Raw genomic sequence first — 21,393 nt, 5'->3', positions numbered from 1 at the left:
CGGGAACGATCACACGGCTTGATCAGGCATCAAGCACATCCCGATAAAAACGCCATTCCTTCTCCAGAGCATCTGCCAGGTTACTCGCTTTGCGGAATCCATGATGCTCGTCTGCGTAGAAGTGCGCTTCAGTCTTGATACCGTTGTCTTGCAGGGCTTTGAGCATGGCCCGGGTCTGTTCGGGCACTACCACGGCATCCAGCTCGCCTTGAAAGAAAATCACCGGCACCTTGATTCTGTCTGCGTGCAGCAGCGGCGTTCGGTCCTGGTAGCGCTCGATGTCCTTGTCCGGGTCGCCGATCAGCCAGTCCAGGTAATCGCCCTCGAATTTATGCGTGGCCCTGGCCAGCGCCACCGGGTCGCTGACACCATACAGACTGGCCCCTGCACGAAACACATCCTTGAAGGCCAATGCACAAAGCGTGGTGTAACCGCCTGCGCTGCCGCCGCGAATGAAGGCCTGTCCTTGGTCAATCAGGCCACGCCCCGCCAGATGCGTGACAACCGCACAGGCGTCTTCCACGTCCGCCACGCCCCATGTCAGGTGCAGGCCTTGCCGGTAGACGCGACCGTAGCCGCTGCTGCCGCGATAATTGAGGTCTGCCACGGCGAAGCCGCGGTGTGTCCAGTATTGAATACGCGGGTCCAGCACCGGGTAGCAGGCGGAAGTCGGGCCGCCGTGGATGAACACCACCAGTGGCGGCTTTTGCGCGCCGGTCATGGCCGGGTAGAAATAGCCGTAGGCCTCGGCTCCACCGCTGGGATAACGCAGCGGCTGAGGGCGGCTGATCAGTTCGGGCGGCAGCGGCGAGCCTCCCCCGGCAAGCACCTGCACACCGGCGTCATGGCGAGAAATAGCCAGTACGGCAGATGTGCTCACCGCGGATGCCGCGATGCAATAGACGAACTCTTCGTCAATGGCGAGGCTGCGAAAGCGGCTGTAACCAACGCTGAAATCCTCGACGCTGCCGTCAGCCTGACAAAGCCCCAGAACACTGGAGCCGTCTTCGATCCAGCTCGCCAGATAGCCATCGTTGATCGGCAGCCAGGTGCAGCTGCCCAGTTGCCAAGGCGCGGAAGCGTGATCGGCCGGGCTGGCGGGCAGCGGCGCAACCCCGGAAGGCGATTCACCCCACGGCTGCCAGAAGCCCGCGCGGTCAGTCAGGCAATGCAGGCGACCCTGGGCGTCAAAACGTGGCTGTTGCAGTGACTCTTGTGTGCCTTCACCTGCAACACACCGCGCAGTGCCCCAGATGCCGTCGTCCTGCCTGGCTGCACACATCAAGCGGGTGCTGGTCCACGGTTGATGCGGGCGTTGCCATTCGATCCAGGCCAAGCGTTTGCCGTCGGCGCTGATGATCGGCGATGCGTAGAAGTCAGCACCTTCTGCCAGCAATCGGCGCTGCCCGTCAGCCAGATCGATAGCGACCAGCCGATGCGTATTGTGGTCTTCTTCAACGGCGAGAATCTGACCACCGCTGAAGAACAGGCCGCCGTAACGCTTGTCGCCCTCGGTCAGCGCTACTGGCTCGCTGGCGTCCAGCGCCTGGCGGTACAATTGCTGGTCGCGCTCATTGACGAACACTAGCGCGTCGTCGGCCAGACAGAACGAACCACCACCGTATTCATACACCCGGCTGCGAACGCTGAAGCCTTGTGGCGTCAGGCAGCGCTTGCTGTTCGCGTACCAGTGCCAGATACGACAGGCACCGTCTTCGGGTCGGTATTCGTTCCAGAACAGGCCTGCCGAACTGACATCCAGTTCGGCGAAGTCGACGCCTGCGGCAACCGCTTGTGCGGCGCTCAGGCGTTCAGGAGGATTTTGCGATGAGTCGTGAGTTTCGGTCATTACGAAAGGCCAGCTCTTCAATGGTTTGAGTAGCGGTTTCGGACTCGTCACGAGCCTGAGTGATGATCCCGTGATGGTAGGACTTGCTGCACACCGGGTCGGCGTTGGCGGCGTCGCCAGTCAGCATGAAAGCCTGACAGCGACATCCGCCGAAGTCCTTTTCCTTTTCGTCACACGAGCGACATGGCTCTGGCATCCAGTCGTAACCGCGAAAGCGATTGAAGCCAAACGAGTCGTACCAGATGTGCTGCATGCTGTGGTCGCGCACGTTGGGGAACTGGATCGGCATCTGCCGTGCGCCGTGGCAGGGCAGTGCGGTGCCATCTGGTGTCACGGTCAGGAAGATATTGCCCCAGCCGTTCATGCACGCCTTGGGACGCTCTTCGTAATAATCAGGCGTGACGAAAATCAGCTTGCACGGATGATTCTCTGCCTCCAGACGGGCGCGGTATTCGTTGGTAACGGCTTCGGCGCGGACCAGTTGATCTTTGGTCGGCAGCAGGCCGAGGCGATTCAGGTGCGCCCAGCCATAGAACTGACAGGTGGCCAGTTCGACGAAGTCCGCTTCAAGCGCCAGACACAGCTCGATGATCTTGTCGATCCGGTCGATGTTGTGCCGATGGGTGACGAAATTCAGCACCATCGGATAGCCGTGCTTTTTCACCGCGCGGGCCATTTCCAGCTTTTGCGCGAAGGCTTTTTTCGAGCCGGCGAGCATGTTGTTGACCTGCTCGTCGCTGGCCTGAAAGCTGATCTGGATGTGGTCCAGGCCTGCTTCCTTGAAGGCGATGATCTTTTCTTCGGTAAGGCCGATGCCCGAGGTGATCAGGTTGGTGTAGAAACCCAGACGCCGCGCCTCGGCGATCAACTCGGCAAGGTCCTGGCGCACCAGCGGTTCGCCGCCGGAAAAGCCGATCTGCGCCGCACCCATCTCCCGCGCTTCCTGCATGACCTTGAACCACTGCTCGGTGGTCAGTTCCTGGCCCTGTTTGGCGAAGTCCAGCGGGTTGGAACAATACGGGCATTGCAACGGGCAGCGATAGGTCAGCTCGGCGAGCAGCCACAGGGGCAGCCCGACCTCGGGAGTGGGCGGTATGTACGGGGTGTTGGTGACGGGGGCCAGGTCAGACAAGATCGATCCAGTTTTTCTTTTTGGCGCCTTCCATGAACTCGTCTACGTCCATGCCCAGTTCGGGAACATTGGGGAACTGCTGCTGAAGCTCATGAATGATGGCGGTGATGGTGCGCTTGCCATCGATCAGCCCGCCAATCAGGGCAGCGCTATCATTGAGTTTGATCATGCCCTCAGGGTAAAGCACCACATGCGCCTTTTGCGCAGGCTCGTACTGAAAGCGATAGCCTTGATGCCATTTGGGTGTCAACGCTCGGAACTGCGGATCGTGCTTCATAGCGTAATCCCCTTATGCCAGACCTTTTTGTCTGTAACGCTGTGATACGGCGGGCGGTTCAACTCGTAGGCCATGGACATCGCATCGAGCATGCTCCACAGGATATCGAGCTTGAACTGCAGGATTTCCAGCATGCGCTGCTGGCCTTCATACGTAGTGTAGTGCTGTAACGTGATGGCGAGGCCGTGTTCCACGTCGCGTCGGGCCTGGCCCAGGCGAGTGCGGAAATACTCGTAGCCGGCCGGGTCGATCCACGGGTAATGCTGCGGCCAGCTGTCCAGGCGTGACTGGTGGATCTGCGGTGCGAACAGTTCGGTCAGCGAGCTGCTGGCCGCTTCCTGCCAGTTGGCGCGGCGGGCGAAATTTACGTAAGCGTCAACGGCAAAACGTACACCCGGCAGCACCAGTTCCTGCGAGCGCAGTTGGTCCGGGTCCAGCCCCACGGCCTGGCCGAGGCGCAGCCAGGCCTCGATGCCGCCGTCTTCGCCGGGCGCACCGTCATGGTCAAGCAAGCGCTGAATCCACTCGCGACGGATCTCGCGATCCGGACAGTTGGCCAGAATCGCTGCGTCCTTGAGCGGAATGTTCACCTGATAGTAGAAGCGGTTGGCGACCCAGCCCTGAATCTGCTCGCGGGTCGCGCGGCCCTCGTACATCGCCACATGGAACGGGTGGTAGATGTGGTAATAGGCGCCCTTGGCGCGCAAGGCCTGTTCGAATTCGGCGGGGGACAGCGCAGTCGATTCGCTCATGTCAGCTCCTAAAGCTCGATGCTCATGCCGTCGAAGGCCACTTCGACGTTGCGACGAACCAGCTCCGCGCGTTCCGGGGAGTCTTCGTCGAGAATCGGGTTGGTGTTGTTGATATGGATAAGCACCTTGCGCTGCTCGGGGAAGCCTTCGAGCACTTCCAGCATGCCGCCGGGGCCGTTCTGCGCCAGATGGCCCATTTCCCTGCCGGTTCGCGTGCCGACGCCACGGCGCTGCATTTCGTCGTCATCCCACATTGTGCCGTCGACCAGCAGGCAGTCGGCATCACGCATTTTCTCGGCCAGCGCTTCATCGACCTTGCCCAGGCCCGGCGCGTAGAACAGCTTGCCGCCGGTGCGGGTATCTTCGACCAGCAGGCCGATGTTGTCGCCCGGGTGCGGGTCGAAACGGTGTGGCGAATATGGTGGTGCGGCGCTGCGCAGCGGGAATGGCGTGAAGCGCAGATTCGGGCAGGCGGGGATCACGAAGCTGCCTTGCAGCTCGATACGATTCCAGTTCAGGCCGCCGTTCCAGTGCTTGAGCATTTCGAACAGCGGGAAGCCGGTGCTCAGGTCTTCATGGACCATGTCGGTACACCAGACCTGGTGCGGGCAGCCTTCGCGCAGGCTGAGCAAACCGGTGGTGTGGTCGATCTGGCTGTCCATCAACACGATCGCGCTGATGCCGGTGTCGCGCAATGCGCGCCCCGGCTGCATCGGCGCAAAGCCCTGCAGTTGCGCACGGATATCCGGTGAGGCGTTGCACAGCACCCAGTTTATGCCGTCGTCGGACAGCGCAATGGACGACTGGGTCCGCGCATGGGCACGCAGGCTGCCGTCGCGAAAACCTGCGCAATTGACGCAGTTGCAGTTCCACTGGGGGAATCCACCGCCAGCAGCAGAACCTAGAATCTGGATGTACATGACAGCTCCTGGCACACGTTCTGAAATAAAAAACAGCCACAACCATAAAAAAAGCCCCGGCGAACCGAGGCTTCACAGCGCACTGAAATCAACGGCTTGCGAAGTACATGGTGACTTCAAAACCGATACGCAGATCAGTGTAAGCAGGTTTAGTCCACGACATAAAAATCTCCTCGGATAAGTGCTGCGGTTGGTGACTACATCTTAGTGCATCGCTGAAGGCATACGTTCAGATAGTTAGGGAGCTATGTTACTCAATTTAACAATTGTGCAGGACTGGAATCTGCAGGAAAGACCATTACCGTTCAGGTAAGGATAGCGGGATGGCCGCGCTGGCAGGGCGATTGGCCACGATCAGCCAGCCGCCAGTGGCATTGGTCAGTTGCTCCGCAGCAGCGAGTAACGAGTGTGTATCCAGATTTGACAGAGCGCGTTGCAACGCCTGCGAATGGCTACCCTGATGCCCGGCAAGATGCGCTTGCCACTGCATGTCTGCCTGCTGCTGGTCCGGCATGCTCGACGGCTCGAATTGGGCTGAAAGGGCTTTTATCTGCTCAGGCAGATCTGCGTCGCGAACCCGCTCGGGCAATCTGCCGATGAACGCTTCAATGTGCTGAAAAAGTTGCTCTGCGTCGCATGAGGGCGATTGAACGCCAAACAGTAGCCCGGTTCTTCCGTTGATCTGCCTGATGCCACTGAACACGGCGTAACCCAACTGCAGTTCGACCCGCAGCCGCTGGTAGAAGGGCGCTTGTGATACGTGTGCGAGCAGCCGCCAGGCAGCTTCATCTGCAATGGAGGCCGTAGGGGCCGGGCAAAACACCAGCACCGCGTCTTCCGACGAGGAAGATGCTTCAGTCGCCCAGCGCTTGCCAGGGCGAGTGGCGGGCAGCGTTGGTGAGTCTGGTTGCCGAACGCCCGGTGCTGCTTTCAATGTGGCGTCTATCAGGGGCTGGCTGGCCGCACACAAGCCACTGGCGAAGCTGGTCCAGCGCGAAGCCGCCCATACGTTCGGCAGATCGCCAACCGTCAGTTGCGGTTCGCTGCTCAGGTAATGATCGGCAAGCTGTTTGAGCAACTGACGAATCGGAATCAACTCAGACTCGTCGCCTGCCAGCGATGCGGGCTCAGGGTGCTGCAAGCGATGCAGAGCGTGTTCGATAACCGCAACCATCGGCTCGAGCAGGCCGTTCAGTTGAAGCTGCCAATAAGGCCCGTAAGCACTGAACGTCAGGGCCACACCAGCCTGACGTGCGTCTTCGATCAATGGCTTGAGCCCTGCATCGAGCATCCGCCAGAGAGCTGGCTGCGGGGAGGGCAGTTCCCAACGCAGATAAAACGCGGCTTCATCGCTGTTGTTGAGTACCGTACCGAGAAACGGATTCGGCGCTGGCAAACGCCAATTGACCTGCTCAATGCTGTGATGGTCGGAAATGGCGAAGCTGACCAGCGCGTCGGGCGTGAAGTGTTCAAGCAGCACGCGCAATGCCTCTTTGCCTTGCTCGCTTAACTGTGCAGGCGTCTTGCGACAGTAATGATGTGCCAGCGCCAACGCACCGAGCATGTGCAGGCGGCGCTGTTCGAGGCGTTGATATTGCTCGACCAGTACCGGCCAGTGAGCCTTGAAAAAATCGAGCCAGCTGAAAAACAGGCTGTTGAGAGTGAGAGTGTTCGTGAGGGCATCTTTCAATTCGATATCCAGCAAGAGCTGCCCGCCGAACTGGTACAGCGGTGCAGCTTTCAGGGAGCTGGCAAAGCCCCTGTCGGCCAGCTCGGCAATCAGTCCGCCCGGCTGAGCTGCATTAAGCCAGTGACAGAAGAACGCCACCGCTTCGTCAGACTTTTCCGGCAAGTCCTCAAAGGCAAACAGCAGGTGGTTTTGCTCGTCAGCCTTTGGTCGATTGGCAATCAGCGTTGGAGGCGGTTGCTGTATGACCTTCACACCACTGGCGAACATTGCGCCATGGTTGATTGCCAGCGTTTCCAGCTCGGCGATTGGTAGCGGCCCACTCAGGCACAGGGTCATCTGTCCGGCCTGATAGAAGCATCGATAAAAGTCCTGCAACGCCTGTTGAAACGCGGGGTTGGGCACTGACAGGCTGTAACGATTGCCCGCATGAAAGCCGCGCAGCGGATGCTGTGGATTGATCGATGCCAGCCGGCGCGCCTGATCGCGTGCTGCGCTATCGCCGACCCAGGCGATGAACTCGGCGTGCAGCACTTCGCGCTCGCGCAGTTGATCGGCCATGGTCATGCGCGGCCGGGCAAGCATGTCGCACAGTCGCTCCAGCCCTTGGGCAAAGACCGCCTGCGGCAGCTCAAAGAAGAAGTCAGTGGTGCGTTCGCGTGTGCTGGCATTGACCTGACCGCCATGGCGCTGCACGAACGTCATCAGGTTTTCGCTGGCAGGGAAGCGCTCGGTGCCGAGGAACAACAGATGCTCCAGAAAATGCGCCAGCCCCGGCCAGGCCTTCGGCGCATCATGGCTGCCCGCCGCTACGCGCAATGAAGCTGCGCAGCGCTTGAGGCGCGGTTCGTGACACAGCACCACATTCAGGCCGTTGGCCAGCGTTAGGCGTTTGATGTCAGAGGAAGGCGGGGCAGGCATGAGGGTGTCCACGGCGGCAGGGAATGCAAAGCATCATGCTAGCGGATAACCGGCGAAGTTCGCGAGCATGGCTGAACCAAGGCAGGACGCGGAGCGTCCAGAACTGCATGCCGACGCGGAGCGTCGCACGATAGTCGAGATCGTCACTCCAGTGTAGGAGCGCCGAGCGTGACGCCTCGGGATCAAGTCAGCGACGTATACAGCCCTGGCCGACGATCAACGAAATAGTCGTTCACCGTCCTGGCCTGGGCCAGCAGTGCCCTGTCCAGCGTCCCCACCAGCAAGCCTTCGTCCTGACCTGCCAGCAACGGGCGGCTGCCGTCCGGTGCGCAGATGCTGCTGAGCCCGCAGTAACGAATCTCGCCTTCGCTGCCGCAATAGTTGGCGTACACCACATAGCAGTGGTTCTCGAACGCTCGCGCCCGTACGGTCACTTCACAGACAAAGTCGTAAGGCAGCATGTTCGCGGTCGGCACCAGTATCAGCTCGGCCCCTGCCAGCGCGAGCCGACGGGTGTTTTCAGGAAACTCCACGTCGTAGCAAATCAACATGCCCAGACGCCAGCCGTTCAATTCGACCACCGGGTAATGATCCTCGCCTGCTGCGAACATCGACCTGTCCAGCTCACTGAACAGATGGGTCTTGCGGTAGTTGCACAGACGTGTGCCCTGGCTGTCGATCAACTGCACGGCGTTGTAGATCTGCTGATCAGGCCTGCGCTCCGGGTAGCCGTACAGAATCGCAATGCCGCTGGCTTGCGCGATGGCGGCAATGCGTGTCGCCGCCGGACCGTCCTGCGCTTGCGCCAGCTCACTGACTGCCTGGGCTCCGATGTTGTAGCCAGTCAGGAACATTTCCGGGCAGATGAGCAGCTGTGCCCCTTGCTCTGCGGCAGTCTGGGCCTGGTGTTCCAGACGCGTCAGGTTGCCGCTGACATCCAGCGGCAACGGCGAGCATTGATACAGCGCAATGCGCATGGGAGCTTCCTTCTGTCAGTCGCCCAGTGCAATCGGGCCGATTTCATGGAACACGTCACCGGGGCCTGGGTTCTCGGCGTGAGTCTTGCCACCGAAGTGGTTCATGATGCCCCACACGGCGTTGAGCGAAGTCTGCACTGCGCCTTCAACCCAGGCCGGTGTCCAGGATACATCATCACCGGCTATGAACATGCCGCGCTGTTCGCTGGGCATGTCCTGCTGCATGAAGTGCGCGTACATGCGCTGGTTATAGCGGTAATGCCCCGGCAGCGCACCCTTGAATGCACCCAGGAAGTGCGGGTCGGCCTCCCACGAAACTGTGATCGGGTCGCCGATGATGCGCGCCGCGATGTCCACTTTCGGATAGATCTTCTTCAGCGCATCAAGCGCCAGCTTCACACGCTTCTCGATAGGCTGCGGCAGCATCTTCAGCGCATCGCTCATCCACGAGTAAGACAGGCAGATCACGCCCGGCTTGTCGTCACCGTTATCGAACAGGTACGTGCCACGGGTCAGGCGATCGGTGAGGGTCATGCTCATCAGGTCGCGACCGGTTTCCGGGTCTTTGTCTTTCCAGAACGGACGGTCGACCATCACGAAAGTCTTCGAGGATTGCATGTAGCGGGTGCGGTCCAGGGCCATCCACATTTTTTGCGAGAACAACGATTCTTCGCATTCGATCTGCGTGGTCAGCAGCCAGCTCTGGCAGGTGGTCAGCACGGCTGCGTATTGCCGGGTGTCGCCCCAGTTGTCAGTCACGGAAAAGCTTCCGTCCTCGGCCCGAGCAATACGTTTTACGCCAGGACGCGGTGCGCCACGGTGCAGCGAAGACAGGCTGGTGCCCTTGGGCCAGTGTGCGCAACGCTCGGGCACATGGCTCCACAAACCGACCGGCACCTGCTGCACGCCGCCGACTATCAGGTGCTGGTGCTCATCGCAATTGGTCATCACCACGCGGAAGATTTCCAGCATCGAGTTGGGGAAATCCGAGTCCCAGCCGCCGGTGCCGAAGCCTACCTGACCGAACACCTCGCGATGATAGAAAGACAGTTTGGCGAAGGCCTTGGACGTCGCGACGAAATCGTAGAAGGTGCGGTCATCCCACAGCGGCACCAGCTTGTTCCACAGCTCTTTGAGGCGCGGCACATCACGGTCACGGATAGCCTGCTGGATGTCACCGAACTGCGAGCCGCTTTCCAGTGCGTCGGCCCAGGCGTCGGCCACTTCCTGAAACAGCGCGGGCAGATCCGATAGCATTTGTGCGTAATAGGTGGTGCCTTCCAGGTCGATGACGGTGCTGCCTGAAGCGGCGGTCAACGGGTTGGGAAAGGGCCTGGACTCAAGGCCCAGTTTGTCGACGTAGTGAAAGAAAGCGGTCGATGACACCGGAAAACGCATGCCGCCCAGTTCGGCAACGATGCCTTTGGCACCTTCAAACTCTTGCGACCGTAACCGCCCACCCATCTTGGAGGCTTCGTACACCACTGGCTTGAGGCCCATCTTCATCAGCTCGTAGGCCGCCACCAGCCCGGCGATACCGGCACCGATAATTGCCACTTCCGCGCCATGATTTTCAGTCGGGATACTGCCCAGACCTTTCGGGTGTTCGATCCAGTCATCGAAGGCGAAGGGGAAGTCGGGGCCGAACATGGTGATCGGCTTTTTGCCGTTGGCAGGGTGACGGTTGTTCTTCATGACGGACCTTGATGGGCAACGGCGAAAAACAACAGTCTAGAGAAGGGTGAGCACGTAAATAAGACGCAAAGTGTCGTCGTTATGCTGTTTGTTTGTGCTAAATGACGAGCCTGCCGGCCATTTCGTATGGTTGCGTCTGACTACTGCTTGCTCATACCGGTTGCCCGCGGTCGATCTTGCTGCTGAGGATGATCGATGTGGTGGTTTTCTCCACGCCATCCACGCTGCCGATCAGGTCCAGCAACTGGTCCAGCTGCTCCGGAGAATCCGTGCGCAGCCACGCGACATAATCGAACTCGCCACTGACCGCGCATAATTGCTGCACCTGCGCCATGGCGCTGAGTCGGCGCAGCACTTCCTTGCCCGAACGGGGTTGCACGGTTATGCCGACATACGCCTGCAATCCGCCACTGACCACTCGCTGGCCAAGGCGCACGCCATAGCCGGTAATCACCTTGCTGCTTTCCAGGCGTGCCAGCCGGGAGGTAACGGTGGTGCGGGCGATGCCCAGTTGACGGGCGAGCATGGCAACGCTTTCGCGTGCATTGATTTGCAGCGCTGCGATCAACTGGCGATCAATTTCGTCCAGCACGGGCGGGCGGGTATCGGGCACGGGTATTTCCTTAAAACTTCCAGCGTTTGGCGGTCTTGGCCAGGCGTGCCTGCAGGCCATCCAGGTTCTGTGCCAGTTGCTGAGTCATCAAGTGATAGCCCATCAACTCGGCTGGAATGACCGGCTGCGCGGGAGCGCTTTCCGATGTGCGCACCAGACGCTCGGTTGCGCCGGTTTGCAGCGCGCGAGCCATGCCGATCAACTGACGACGGATCTGCCGGTAATCGTTATCCAGCGAAGTCTTCAACGACTCGCCCGCCACTTTATCCAGATCGGCGGGGCGAATATTGGCAAGAATTTCCAGGGTGCTCAGGCACATGCGGAAATGGCCTTGAATGGCGTCCAGTTCGACCATGGACATCTTCACTTCCTTGGAAACCGACGGCAGCAGTGAGCGCAATTGCAGCATCGTGGCGTTGAGCCTGGCGGTCAGCTTGAGATGCTCGTCTGCGGTGACCGGCTGGCCTTGCACGATGCGTCCATAGACCTTGGCGCAGTCACGCAAGCCACTGGCCAGGTTGTAGCGCCAGGAAAACACGGCATACAGCGGCAGGGCGAAGGAGAAGGCCAGCGCCAGCGCGATACCGATCAAAATATCTACTGTGCGCCACAACCCGTCACTGATCGGGTTGTAGCCATGACCAGCCACGATAAACAGCGTTATCGCCGACAGCAGCGCGGTGTAACCGCCTTTGCCGATAGCGTGATAGGCAAAAAAACCGCACAGCACCGACATCACTGCGTAGGTCAGCAGCGGCATCTCCAGATAGCCCTGCTGAACCACCACGATCAGGCCAAGACCAGCCCCAATCAACGTTCCGTAGGCGCGCTCGACTGACTTTTTGCCGATATTGCCGTGGTGCTGCAAACCGCCGATGACGATCAGCATCGTCACCGACGCCCACTCGCCATGGGGCAGATTGAGGCCCGTGGTCAACAGAATCGTTACCAGCAAGCCCACCGCAATTCGCGCCGCGTGGATCAGCCGCGCATGCCGATAACGGCGATACGGGTCCAGCAGCGGACGCAGAACAGGGCGAAGCCAGGAGGGTATGAAAGCAGAGCGCGAATTCGTCATGCGTTAAGAGACCGCGAGGGTAGGGAAGAGATTCCCTGATTGGATGATGGCAGGTCTCAGTAAGCCACATTTTGAGAGGAGATGGGTGGTGTATGTTGGTGTTCAGTGAACATGACATCGTGGATTCAAGCGGTAGGAATGACGATCTGAATTCAGTAAGGATGAAATCCAGCACTTTTTAAGATGCCTTTATATGAGGCTTTATGGTCATTAATGTGTACTTTCATGATCTATTATCTACAGGTTCAAGCCTGCAAACGTGCTACTTTGTGATTCCTTGAACCCCCGCGCCTGCTCGCTGGTAACTGCTCATGAAAGCTTTTTTCCCCGTTCAATGCAGCGACACGCTGTTGCGGATTGCCCTGCTGGTAAAGCAGGCCCGCCTACAACAGGGCGTCCGCCAGGTAGATCTTGCCGAGCGGCTGGGCATTTCGCTGCGTACATTTCGACGCATCGAAGCGGGCAGTGCAGACGGCGTATCGCTGCGCGACTTCATGCTGGTGGTCTGGGGGCTGGGTGTGTCAGAGCGCTTGTTTCAGGGGCTGCGAGACGACGAGTCGTTTAGCGTCGAACAGCTTGAAGCCGCCGACCGCAAGCGCGTTCGCCTGCCCAGAAGCAAGCCGGAGGACTTCTGATGGCTCAGGCCTACATTTATATGGAGTATATGGAGTGTCCTGTGTGCAGAGTTGGACGCTACGGTCGATGCTACCAGTGCCGCGCGCTTGAAGGGCCAGTAGCCCCCTCAGATTCTGCAGCCCTTATGGCAAGGGCCGATTGATCTGGTAGCGAGTGCTGCGGCCGCCGCCGGGCAGACGAGTCAGGCAGTTTCTGCCAAGCAGATCACTTAAATGCCGGGTCGCCGTGGCCTTGGAGACTTTCGCTACCGCTTGATACTGCGCGGCGCTCAGACCTTCTTCAAAGCCCCGCTCGCCGCCATCAAGCAGTCGATTCAACACCTTGACCTGCTCGGCGGACAAGCCGTCACCATTGTGCAACTGCCAGAATCGCGTCTTGGCCAACACCCGTTCGATACGAACCAGGGCATGCTCAATGCTGTTCAGCAATGTGCGCAAAAACCATTCCAGCCACTCGGTGATATCGGTTGTACGTTTCTGGCTGGTTTCCAGAACATGGTAATACCCGGCGCGGTCATCGAGGATGCTGGCAGACATGGAAAACAGCCGAATGGCTTGTTGATCGCCCTGAGTCAGCGTCAGGTCAGTCAGCGCCCGCGTCAGGCGACCATTACCGTCGTCAAATGGATGCAGCGTCACAAACCAGAAATGTGCGATGCCGGCACGCACGAATGGATCTAGCCCCGGATCATTTTGACTGGCGGCAAACCAGTCGAGGAAGTCGTCCAGTTGTTGCGCAAGCACCGCGCGCGGTGGTGCTTCGAAATGCACGACCGGTCTATCAAGTCTCCCGGAGACCACCTGCATGGGCTCGTCGCTACGCAACTGGCCTGCCAGGATGCGAGCGGATACAAAGCTGTCTTCTGCCGGGAACAGCCAGCGATGCCAGGTGTACAGGCGTTGCAGGTCAAGCGGTTGATCGTGCCTGCGTGTGGCGTCCAGCATCAGCTCTGCCAACCCCTCGCTGCGGGGGTTTTGTTTACCGTTATTGGCAATACCCAGACGACGCGCCAACGAAGACCTGACAGAGCCCACATTCAGTCGCTCGCCTTCGATGGCAGACGAGGTAACAATATTCTGCAACAGGGTGTCCACGCCCTCGCGCATTTCGGCATCGCCACTCACTACGCCGCTCATTCCCAGCAGGCGACCTTGAGCTTTAGCGCACGCTCGTATCAAGGGCGCGATGCGTTCATCGCTCCAGTTGAAGTGGGGCCAGTCCGGCTGCTGCCAGATCCAGAGATGTTCGGACATTGGATATGCCTTTGAGGTGAGCCGAATACGGGTTTAATCGGCTCATAAGGTGAGCCGATTGTGCTGGCTATTCGGCTCACCGTCCAGACGTTGTTTCGGGCCAAAAAAATTCAACTACCGTTCGTCCGCCTTCATAGTGGTTCACTTGCTGGCGCAATGGAACCGTATCAGCCTTCCCGACACTTATGGCGGCACAGCATCGCTCCTTGTGGGCAATCTGATGAGATCCCGGGCGCAATGCCCCGGTCATCACTAATGGCCAAGTGGAGTTTATCTTCAATGAAAAAAAGTACTTCCCTGCTCACGACGTTGTTTTTCTGCCATGGCGCATTGGCAGGAACGATGCTCGATGAACAGAGCATTACTTCGTACGTCGACAGTCACAGTGCCGAGCAGGTCGCGTTGCTTGAAAAACTGGTGAACATCAACAGCGGCACGGACAACGTAGACGGTGTGGTCAAGGTCGGTGATCTGATGAAGGCAGAGCTGGAAGCACTGGGCTTCGATACCCGTTGGCACGAGCTGCCGGCAGGGATGAACCATGCGGGTAGCCTTGTCGCGGTGCATGACGGTAACAAGTCTGCGAAACGAATCCTGCTGATAGGCCATCTGGACACGGTGTTTCCGGCCACCAGCAAGTTTCAGGAGTATTCGTTGATAGATGGCGGCAAAAAAGCCAAAGGCCCCGGAGTGATCGACGACAAGGGCGGCCTGGTCACCATTCTTTACGCCTTGCAGGCGCTGAAGCATAGCGGCGCATTGCAGGACATGAATATCTCTGTGGTCCTGGTTGGTGACGAAGAGCTGGCGGCCAAGCCGACTGAAATTTCCAGAGAATGGCTGATTGCCGAAGCCAAAAGAAGCGACATAGCACTGGGCTTTGAATTCGCCTTGTCGCCCAATCAGTTGATCACCGAGCGCAGAGGGTTGAGCGAATGGTTTCTGACCAGTACCGGCATAGACAAACACTCAGCGACTATTTTTCAGCCTGAAACCGGTTTCGGTGCGGTGTACGAGTCGGCCCGGGTACTTGACGAAATTCGCTCCAAACTCTCCGGAGAGCAAGGCTTGACCATTAACCCAGGGCTCATTCTGGGCGGCGCCACAGCCCAGGAAGATGTGCCCAGCGGACAAGGCACTGCCTCGGGGAGAAAAACCACAATTGCCAGAATAGCGTCCGTGCACGGCGACTTGCGGTTCAGCAGTGAAGAACAGCGAAGCTCTGCCGAAGCCCGTTTGCAGGAAATAGCCAGTCACTCGCTGGCACAGACCCATAGCGATTTGAAGATCAAGGCAATCATGCCGGTCATGGTTGATCGCGAAAGTAATCGCAAACTTCTGCAAGCCTACAGCAAGGTCAGCCAGGACCTTGATGGACCTGCACTGGAATCGGCTCCGTCAGCGGAAAGAGGCGGTGCCGATATTTCCTATGTGAACAAATATGTAACGGCGAGCCTGGACGGGCTTGGCGCGTGGGGGCAGGGTGCCCACAGCGAGAATGAAACCATCGATCTGAGTTCGCTGCCCGTGGTGACCAAACGCGCCGCGCTGTTCATCAGCCGCTATGGCAAATAGCTGCTCTTCAGTCGGGCGCTGAGCCCTGCCTGGCTTGAAGGGCACAAGGACGGCGGCAGCACTTTATGCGTGTTGCCGTCCTCAAGGTTTTTACCACTGAAAGATCCACTCCTTCCCTAGCTCACGTCACCGAAGTTCTCTTTCGAATGGAGCACTTGAAACGGTGCGCGCCATCCGTTTAAACGATTCTTGCGTGCAGTCATAGAACTGAAAAAGCGCGCAGATCATTGTCTCGACAGGCACCTCCTGCCTTCGCTGCATCGTTCAAGATTCGTACAGCCAGTCTTTGCCATATTCGCTTTGCCAGCCTGTTCTTTCACTGCGGTGAGAGCTGCAGCGCTCCAGCCAAAATGTATCAAAACAGAAATATCGTGGACACCTTGTCACCACAAAATGCACGCCACTCGCTGATGGACCGGCTCTGACCCCATAACCAGAAATCTCAGGCATCTCCTTCAGACGAGCGAATATTTGCTGCCATGAATAACCTGAACCTGCTGCAGACCTGCCAGAACGAACAATCGGCGGACGTGATTTACGGTCCGATTCAACCTGAACTGCTACGCGAGGAAGTGCTGGCCGATTTGCTGGAAGCCAGCGCCCGGCGCAATCCGCAGCAAGTGGCGCTGATCTTCGGCGAGCACCGGATCAGTTATGGGGAGCTGGACCGGCAGGCTGATCAGGTGGCTTCTGCGCTGATCAAGGCTGGCGTAAGGCCTGGGCACATCGTTGGTCTGTGGCTGCCGCGAGGCATTGAGCTTCTGGTGATGCAGGCCGGTATCGCCAAGGCGGGTGCCGCCTGGTTGCCTCTGGATCAGGACACGCCGGTTGAGCGTCTGCAGATATGCCTGGACGATGCCAGCGCAGTGGGGCTGGTGTCCTGCAACGCGCTGAGCCCGTTGCTGGCTGGTAGCGGTCTGAACGTATGGACGGCCGAAGCGCTGCTGACACTGACCGACGCAGCGTTGGTGCGCCGCAGTGGTGTGCTTCCCGATCATCCTGCGTACGTGATCTACACCTCCGGTTCCACCGGCAAGCCCAAGGGCATCCTGATTTCCCAGCGCAGCATCTGCCATTTCCTGCGCAGCGAAAACGCGGTACTCGGTATCCGCTCCAGCGACCGGGTTTATCAGGGCTTTTCCGTGGCATTCGACATGTCATTCGAGGAAATCTGGATTGCCTATCTGGTGGGCGCAACGTTGTGGATAGGCCCGAAGGAAACCAGCGGAGACCCTGAAACCCTGCCACGTCTGCTGAACGAGCAGCGCATCAGCGTTTTGCACGCGGTGCCTACTTTGCTGGCGCTGTTCAGCGAAGACGTTCCCGGCCTGCGCGTGATCAATCTGGGCGGCGAGATGTGCCCTGAGTCGCTGGTCGACCGCTGGGCAACGCCGAACCGGCAAATGTTCAACACCTATGGGCCCACCGAAGCCACTGTATCGGCGAGTCTGGCGCGGTTGTCGCGTGGTCGCCCGGTCTCGATTGGTACGCCGCTCCCCAATTATGGTCTGTTGGTAATCGCCAATGACCCAGCGGTCGGCAGCAGCCTGGCACCCAGCCTGCTGCCCCGTGGCGAAGTCGGCGAACTGTGCATCATCGGCCCAGGTCTGGCTGAAGGTTATCTGGGCAGGCCGGATCTGACCCAGGAGAAATTCCTGCCTAACCCGTGGTCCACCGGCTATCACGATGCGCGCCTGTACCGGACCGGCGACCTCGCACGGATCGACGATGAAGGGCAAGTACAATGCCTGGGACGTGCCGATGATCAGGTGAAAATTCGTGGCTTTCGCGTCGAACTGGGCGAGATTGAAGCGCTGTTGGCGCAACAACCCGGTGTAGGTACTGTCGCAGTCCTGTTGCGCAACGAGGGTGGCGTTGATCAGTTGATTGCTTATCTGGTTTGCGACACATCGACGGATTCCACATTCACCAGCCAGATGCGCAAGGCCTTGCAGGCCCGGTTACCGTCGTACATGGTGCCGGGGCATTTCGAGCTGCTCGATAGCATGCCGCGCCTCACGTCCGGAAAAATCGACCGCAAAACACTCAAGGCCCGCCCGTTGACGGTTGATGCCGCTGGTGCTGACGCAGAGTCCGACGTGGCTGAAACTGAAGGCGAAATTGCACTGTTTGCTGCGTTGGCCACACTCTTTCCAGGCATGCCGATCCGCCGCAATGCGGACTTTTTCACCGATCTGGGCGGGCATTCCTTCTTTGCCGCTCGTTTGGCCTCGGCCTTGCGGGCGAACCCTCGCTTTGCACAAATCACCGTGCGCGACATTTACCAGCAACGCCGTATCGGCGCGATTGCCGAAGTGCTGGATCAAGCACCGCAAGAGATGGCTGCCCCGGTCGACTGGACGCTTCCGTCCGCGTGGCGTCGCTGGCGCTGCGGCGTGGCTCAGGCCCTGGCATTGCCGGTAATGGTCAGCCTGCGAATGACCCAGTGGCTCGCGCCGTTCTTTACCTACCACTTGCTTACCGGTTCGCCTGACGACTCTGTGGCTTTGGCGACTCTGGCTTCTATCTCGGTGTTTCTGATTGCCACCGTTCTGCAGTTTTTCATCGCGTGGGCGGCCAAATGGCTGATCGTTGGTCGCCTGAAGCCTGGAATATACCCATTGTGGGGCGTCACTTACTTTCGCTGGTGGGCCGCCGACCGTATGGTCGAGTCGGCACCGACTTACCTGTTGAGTGGTTCTTCGCTTTATCCCCTGTGGCTGCGCGCCCTGGGAGCAAAGATCGGTGAGGAAGTGATTATCGGCGGGGCCACAATGCGGGCCCACGACCTGCTGGAAATCGGTGACGGGGTCAGCGTCGGCAACGGCGTGAGCTTCGAGAACGCACGCGTCGAGCGGGGTCAGCTGCATCTGGGACGTATCGCCTTGCAGGACAATGCCTGTGTGGGTTCTTACGTGATCATGGAAGGCAATACCGCTATCGGTCCGTGGGGGCATCTTGAGGCGCAATCGGCCATGGCCGACGGCCGGCAGGTTCCGGCTGGGCGTATCTGGCAGGGCTCACCTGCGCGTGATGTCGGCGCGTTCGATACGCTCAGTCAGCCTGCGCGGCCCATGGCAAGTCGTGCGCGCTTGCGTGCAGAAAAACTGTTCTTTGCCCTCGGTATTCTGTCGGTTGCCACGCTGTTCTTCATTCCGGTCTTCCCTACTTTTTTCCTGATCGACTGGTTCGATACCCGGCACGTGTTGCCGTGGTTTGAGGGCAGCGGGGCAGCGGGGCAATTGGCTCGCTATTTCATACTCGCGTTTCCGGCCAGTGCGGTGCTGATCGTCGCGACTGTTCTGGCGTCTGCGGCATTGCGCTGGATCGTCTTTCCACGTCTCAAGCCGGGTCGCTATGCGGTACACAGCAATACCTACTGCGCCAAGTGGCTGATCAGCCAGATTCAGGAAGCGAGCCTCAACGTGCTGTCCGGCATCTACGCCACGGTGTATTCGCCCTTCTGGTATCGACTGTTGGGTGCGAAAGTAGGGCGCGACGCCGAGATTTCCAGCGCCCAGGGCGTCATTCCGGACATGCTGACCCTGGGTGATGAAACCTTTATCGCCGATGCGGTGATGCTGGGCGATGAGCGTATCGATGGCGGCTGGATGACCATGCAACCCACAGTCGTATCCAATCGCAGCTTTGTCGGCAACGGCGGTTACATTTCAGATGGCACGGTGCTGCCAGAAAACGTCCTGATCGGCGTCCACTCCTGTGCACCGGATAACAGCAAGATGGCCGATGGCGACACCTGGCTGGGCTTGCCACCAATTCACCTGCCAGCCCGCGAGCAGGTAAGCGGTGCTCCGGAATCTCTGACCTTCAAGCCCTCGCCATTGCGTCGTCTGGCCCGAGGTCTGGTCGAAGGCGTGCGCATTGTCACCCCGCACGCGGTGGTGATTGCCGTCGGCTACACGGTGATGCTTGACCTGATGCCACTCGCCGACGACGAGCGCTGGGGCGCGGTGCTGGCCTACCTCGCCGTCATCGGCATGGCATACAGCGTGGGTAATTTTCTGCTGATCGCGGCCCTGAAATGGCTGGTGATGGGCCGCTATCGCAAACGCGCAGACCCTATGTGGACGCCATTCGTATGGCTCTCGGAAGGCATCACCAGCCTTTATGAAGGCATGGCCGCACCAAACTTCATGCGCTACCTGCGCGGTACTCCGTGGTTGCCGCTGGCCTTCAACCTGCTCGGCTGCAAGATTGGCCGAGGGGTTTACATGGACACAACCGACATCACCGAATTCGACTGCGTCAGCATCGGTGCAGATAGTGAGCTGAATGCCGGTGCCTGCCCGCAAACACACCTGTTTGAAGACCGGGTCATGAAGATTGATCACGTCATCATCGGCGAACGCGTGTACATGGGCCCACGCAGCGCCGTGCTGTACAGCGCCGTAGTCGGCAACGATGCGCACCTTGGCCCACTGACCCTGGTGATGAAAGGCGAACACATCCCCGCGTGCAGTCGCTGGGCCGGCTGCCCGGCGGCACCTGACAAAGCATGAGGCCCGGAGCGAGCTGGACATTTGATGAAAATGGCCAGCTTGCCCCTCCCAAGTCTTTCCCGCATCACGGTGTATTGCTGGTCAGTTGCGTCACCAGGCCTGGCTCTGCAAGAGATGACGCGAGAAACCGCATTCGGGCCTGCACGCGTAAAGCCGTGGGGCAGTGGCTCGAATTGCCATCGGACGCGATCACGTTCATCAGCACTCCAGGTGTTGCGCCGCGATTGATGATCGACGGCCTGCCGGAGCCCGGTTTTTCCATCAGCCACGAAGCTGGATTCTCTCTGGCTGCGGTCAATCTCAACGGAGCGGTGGGTGTGGACTTGATGCAGGTCCAGCCTGTACCGGACTGGCAGGTTGTTGCGCGGGATTATCTCGGGCCAGATGTAGGTGCGCGACTGCGGGATGTTTCCGAGGCGATGCGCCCGGTCGCGTTTGCCAGGGCCTGGTGTGAGCGAGAAGCGGTTTTGAAACTGCATGGGCGTGAGTTGGGGGAATGGATAGAGGTGGGGCAGTTGGAGGGCGTGGGCATCGAGGTTGAATTGGGGACGAATGTGGTTGGGATGGTGGCTTTGAAATGGCCTCGATGTGTAGCTCAGAGCCGCCAGGCCTCATCTGACTTTGTAATAGCATTTCAATAAATCCGCTAGCCGGTGCCGCGATTCAAAGCCCCGTTCACACAACAGTTTGATTTATTCAAAGGTTAGGTATACGTTACATTTCATCTAATTTGTTATGTATACGGAACATGGACTATTCCCTCATCACAACGCGTCTTGGCGAGCAGATTCGGCAGCGCCGCCTCAATCGAGGGCTTACGCAAGCCAGGCTTGCCACGATGGCAGCCGTCACCCGGCAAAAGATAATTGCCGTAGAAAAAGGTGACCTCTCAGTAGGTATGACGGCCTATGCGCGCGTGCTCGGGGCGCTGGATTGTGAGCTCTCGGTCATACCCGCTGTCATGCCTACACTGGATGAAATTGAGGGAGTATTCGACTGATGATGACCACGCTGCAAGAGCTACTCCGCTATCGCCGAAGCAATCCGTCTGTTCTGTGCCCCCGACCAGGTACAGGACTCATTGGCCCAGCTATTCGCCATCGTGACCCTGAGCTGTATTGTCGGCAACGGCGACGCCCACCTGAAAAACTTCGGTTTGCTGTATTCCAACCCCACCCAACGAGATGCACGGCTCGCTCCAGCTTACGACATCGTCAACACCACGGCTTACATCCCCGAGGACGTGTTGGCACTGGATCTGCTCGGCAACAAGTCGCTATTCGCCTCGCGGCAGGGCCTACTGGATTTCGCCCAGATCTGTGATGTGACACGTCCAGAGGAGGTGATTTCCGGGCAACTTCAGGCACTGGAGCAAGTACTGGCCCGTTCGGTTGAGCTGAACGAGCGGGCGCCGGAGGTCATCGCTGCGGTCAGGCGATGTGCTGAGCCGTTTATGAAAACTTTTGGATAGCGAGCCGTTGGGCTTCGTGTCGCGACCTTTGGCAACT

The 21,393-nt window shown here is 59.1% G+C and carries 17 protein-coding genes and 1 pseudogene; 6 read left to right on the top strand and 12 right to left on the bottom strand.

The annotated features are described in order from the left end of the window. Nucleotides 1–22: 22 nt before the first annotated feature. The 11 genes from KP808_RS23270 to KP808_RS23220 form a co-directional block, all read right to left on the bottom strand. A complete protein-coding gene (locus KP808_RS23270) occupies nucleotides 23–1,849 on the bottom strand; it encodes a S9 family peptidase (protein WP_230017007.1) in 1,827 nt (608 codons plus the stop codon). Continuing rightward, entirely contained in the window at nucleotides 1,812–2,981 is a 1,170-nt protein-coding gene (gene pqqE, locus KP808_RS23265) for a pyrroloquinoline quinone biosynthesis protein PqqE (protein WP_230017006.1), read from the bottom strand. The genes KP808_RS23270 and pqqE overlap by 38 nt, the downstream gene beginning before the upstream one ends. Continuing rightward, nucleotides 2,974–3,258: a pyrroloquinoline quinone biosynthesis peptide chaperone PqqD gene (gene pqqD / locus KP808_RS23260; RefSeq protein WP_002555562.1), complete on the bottom strand. Its 285-nt coding sequence runs from the start codon at nucleotides 3,256–3,258 to the stop codon at nucleotides 2,974–2,976. The genes pqqE and pqqD overlap by 8 nt, the downstream gene beginning before the upstream one ends. Next, a complete protein-coding gene (pqqC, locus tag KP808_RS23255) occupies nucleotides 3,255–4,010 on the bottom strand; it encodes a pyrroloquinoline-quinone synthase PqqC (protein ID WP_230017004.1) in 756 nt (251 codons plus the stop codon). The genes pqqD and pqqC overlap by 4 nt, the downstream gene beginning before the upstream one ends. Before the next feature lie 8 nt (nucleotides 4,011–4,018). Continuing rightward, the gene (gene pqqB / locus KP808_RS23250; RefSeq protein ID WP_058401010.1) at nucleotides 4,019–4,930 is read right to left on the bottom strand and encodes a pyrroloquinoline quinone biosynthesis protein PqqB; all 912 of its coding nucleotides are present in this window, start codon (nucleotides 4,928–4,930) and stop codon (nucleotides 4,019–4,021) included. Between the two features lie 88 nt (nucleotides 4,931–5,018). Next, nucleotides 5,019–5,093: a pyrroloquinoline quinone precursor peptide PqqA gene (gene pqqA / locus KP808_RS23245; protein WP_003422658.1), complete on the bottom strand. Its 75-nt coding sequence runs from the start codon at nucleotides 5,091–5,093 to the stop codon at nucleotides 5,019–5,021. A 135-nt stretch (nucleotides 5,094–5,228) separates the two neighbouring features. Continuing rightward, on the bottom strand, nucleotides 5,229–7,538 hold the full coding sequence (pqqF, locus tag KP808_RS23240; RefSeq protein WP_230017003.1) for a pyrroloquinoline quinone biosynthesis protein PqqF: 2,310 nt from the start codon (nucleotides 7,536–7,538) through the stop codon (nucleotides 5,229–5,231). A gap of 182 nt (nucleotides 7,539–7,720) precedes the next feature. Next, nucleotides 7,721–8,515 (bottom strand): carbon-nitrogen hydrolase family protein, encoded by a 795-nt coding sequence (locus KP808_RS23235; protein ID WP_230017002.1) that lies wholly within the window; start codon nucleotides 8,513–8,515, stop codon nucleotides 7,721–7,723. 15 nt (nucleotides 8,516–8,530) lie between these two features. Then, complete coding sequence (locus KP808_RS23230) at nucleotides 8,531–10,210, bottom strand: flavin monoamine oxidase family protein (protein WP_230017001.1); 1,680 nt, start codon at nucleotides 10,208–10,210, stop codon at nucleotides 8,531–8,533. A gap of 151 nt (nucleotides 10,211–10,361) precedes the next feature. Then, nucleotides 10,362–10,823 carry an Lrp/AsnC family transcriptional regulator gene (locus tag KP808_RS23225; RefSeq protein ID WP_002555556.1) on the bottom strand — a complete coding sequence of 154 codons (462 nt, stop codon included), beginning with the start codon at nucleotides 10,821–10,823 and terminating at the stop codon, nucleotides 10,362–10,364. Between the two features lie 10 nt (nucleotides 10,824–10,833). Next, a complete protein-coding gene (locus tag KP808_RS23220; protein WP_230016998.1) occupies nucleotides 10,834–11,901 on the bottom strand; it encodes an FUSC family protein in 1,068 nt (355 codons plus the stop codon). A gap of 311 nt (nucleotides 11,902–12,212) precedes the next feature. On the opposite strand from KP808_RS23220, the gene KP808_RS23215 reads away from it, so the two are divergent. Further along, complete coding sequence (locus KP808_RS23215; RefSeq protein WP_004654729.1) at nucleotides 12,213–12,536, top strand: helix-turn-helix domain-containing protein; 324 nt, start codon at nucleotides 12,213–12,215, stop codon at nucleotides 12,534–12,536. Nucleotides 12,537–12,659: 123 nt separating this feature from the next. Here the strand turns inward: KP808_RS23215 and KP808_RS23210 are convergent, their stop codons facing one another. Next, nucleotides 12,660–13,790, bottom strand: coding sequence for a Fic family protein (locus tag KP808_RS23210; RefSeq protein WP_057404992.1), 1,131 nt, complete (start codon nucleotides 13,788–13,790; stop codon nucleotides 12,660–12,662). A 279-nt stretch (nucleotides 13,791–14,069) separates the two neighbouring features. On the opposite strand from KP808_RS23210, the gene KP808_RS23205 reads away from it, so the two are divergent. The 5 genes and pseudogenes from KP808_RS23205 to KP808_RS23185 form a co-directional block, all read left to right on the top strand. Further along, on the top strand, nucleotides 14,070–15,365 hold the full coding sequence (locus KP808_RS23205; RefSeq protein WP_122258474.1) for a M20 family metallopeptidase: 1,296 nt from the start codon (nucleotides 14,070–14,072) through the stop codon (nucleotides 15,363–15,365). A 479-nt stretch (nucleotides 15,366–15,844) separates the two neighbouring features. Beyond that, nucleotides 15,845–19,885, top strand: a complete 4,041-nt coding sequence (locus KP808_RS23200; RefSeq protein ID WP_230016996.1) for a Pls/PosA family non-ribosomal peptide synthetase — start codon at nucleotides 15,845–15,847, stop codon at nucleotides 19,883–19,885. Next, on the top strand, nucleotides 19,882–20,526 hold the full coding sequence (locus KP808_RS23195; protein WP_230016994.1) for a 4'-phosphopantetheinyl transferase family protein: 645 nt from the start codon (nucleotides 19,882–19,884) through the stop codon (nucleotides 20,524–20,526). The genes KP808_RS23200 and KP808_RS23195 overlap by 4 nt, the downstream gene beginning before the upstream one ends. A 107-nt stretch (nucleotides 20,527–20,633) precedes the next feature. Further along, complete coding sequence (locus KP808_RS23190; protein ID WP_057460022.1) at nucleotides 20,634–20,885, top strand: helix-turn-helix transcriptional regulator; 252 nt, start codon at nucleotides 20,634–20,636, stop codon at nucleotides 20,883–20,885. Between the two features lie 15 nt (nucleotides 20,886–20,900). Further along, nucleotides 20,901–21,356: pseudogene (locus KP808_RS23185) on the top strand (HipA domain-containing protein); the annotation flags it as partial. Nucleotides 21,357–21,393 lie beyond the last annotated feature (37 nt).

The organism is Pseudomonas savastanoi (assembly GCF_020917325.1).
Classification (GTDB): Bacteria; Pseudomonadota; Gammaproteobacteria; order Pseudomonadales; family Pseudomonadaceae; genus Aquipseudomonas; species Aquipseudomonas amygdali.
This window is presented reverse-complemented; position numbering and strand designations above follow the sequence as displayed.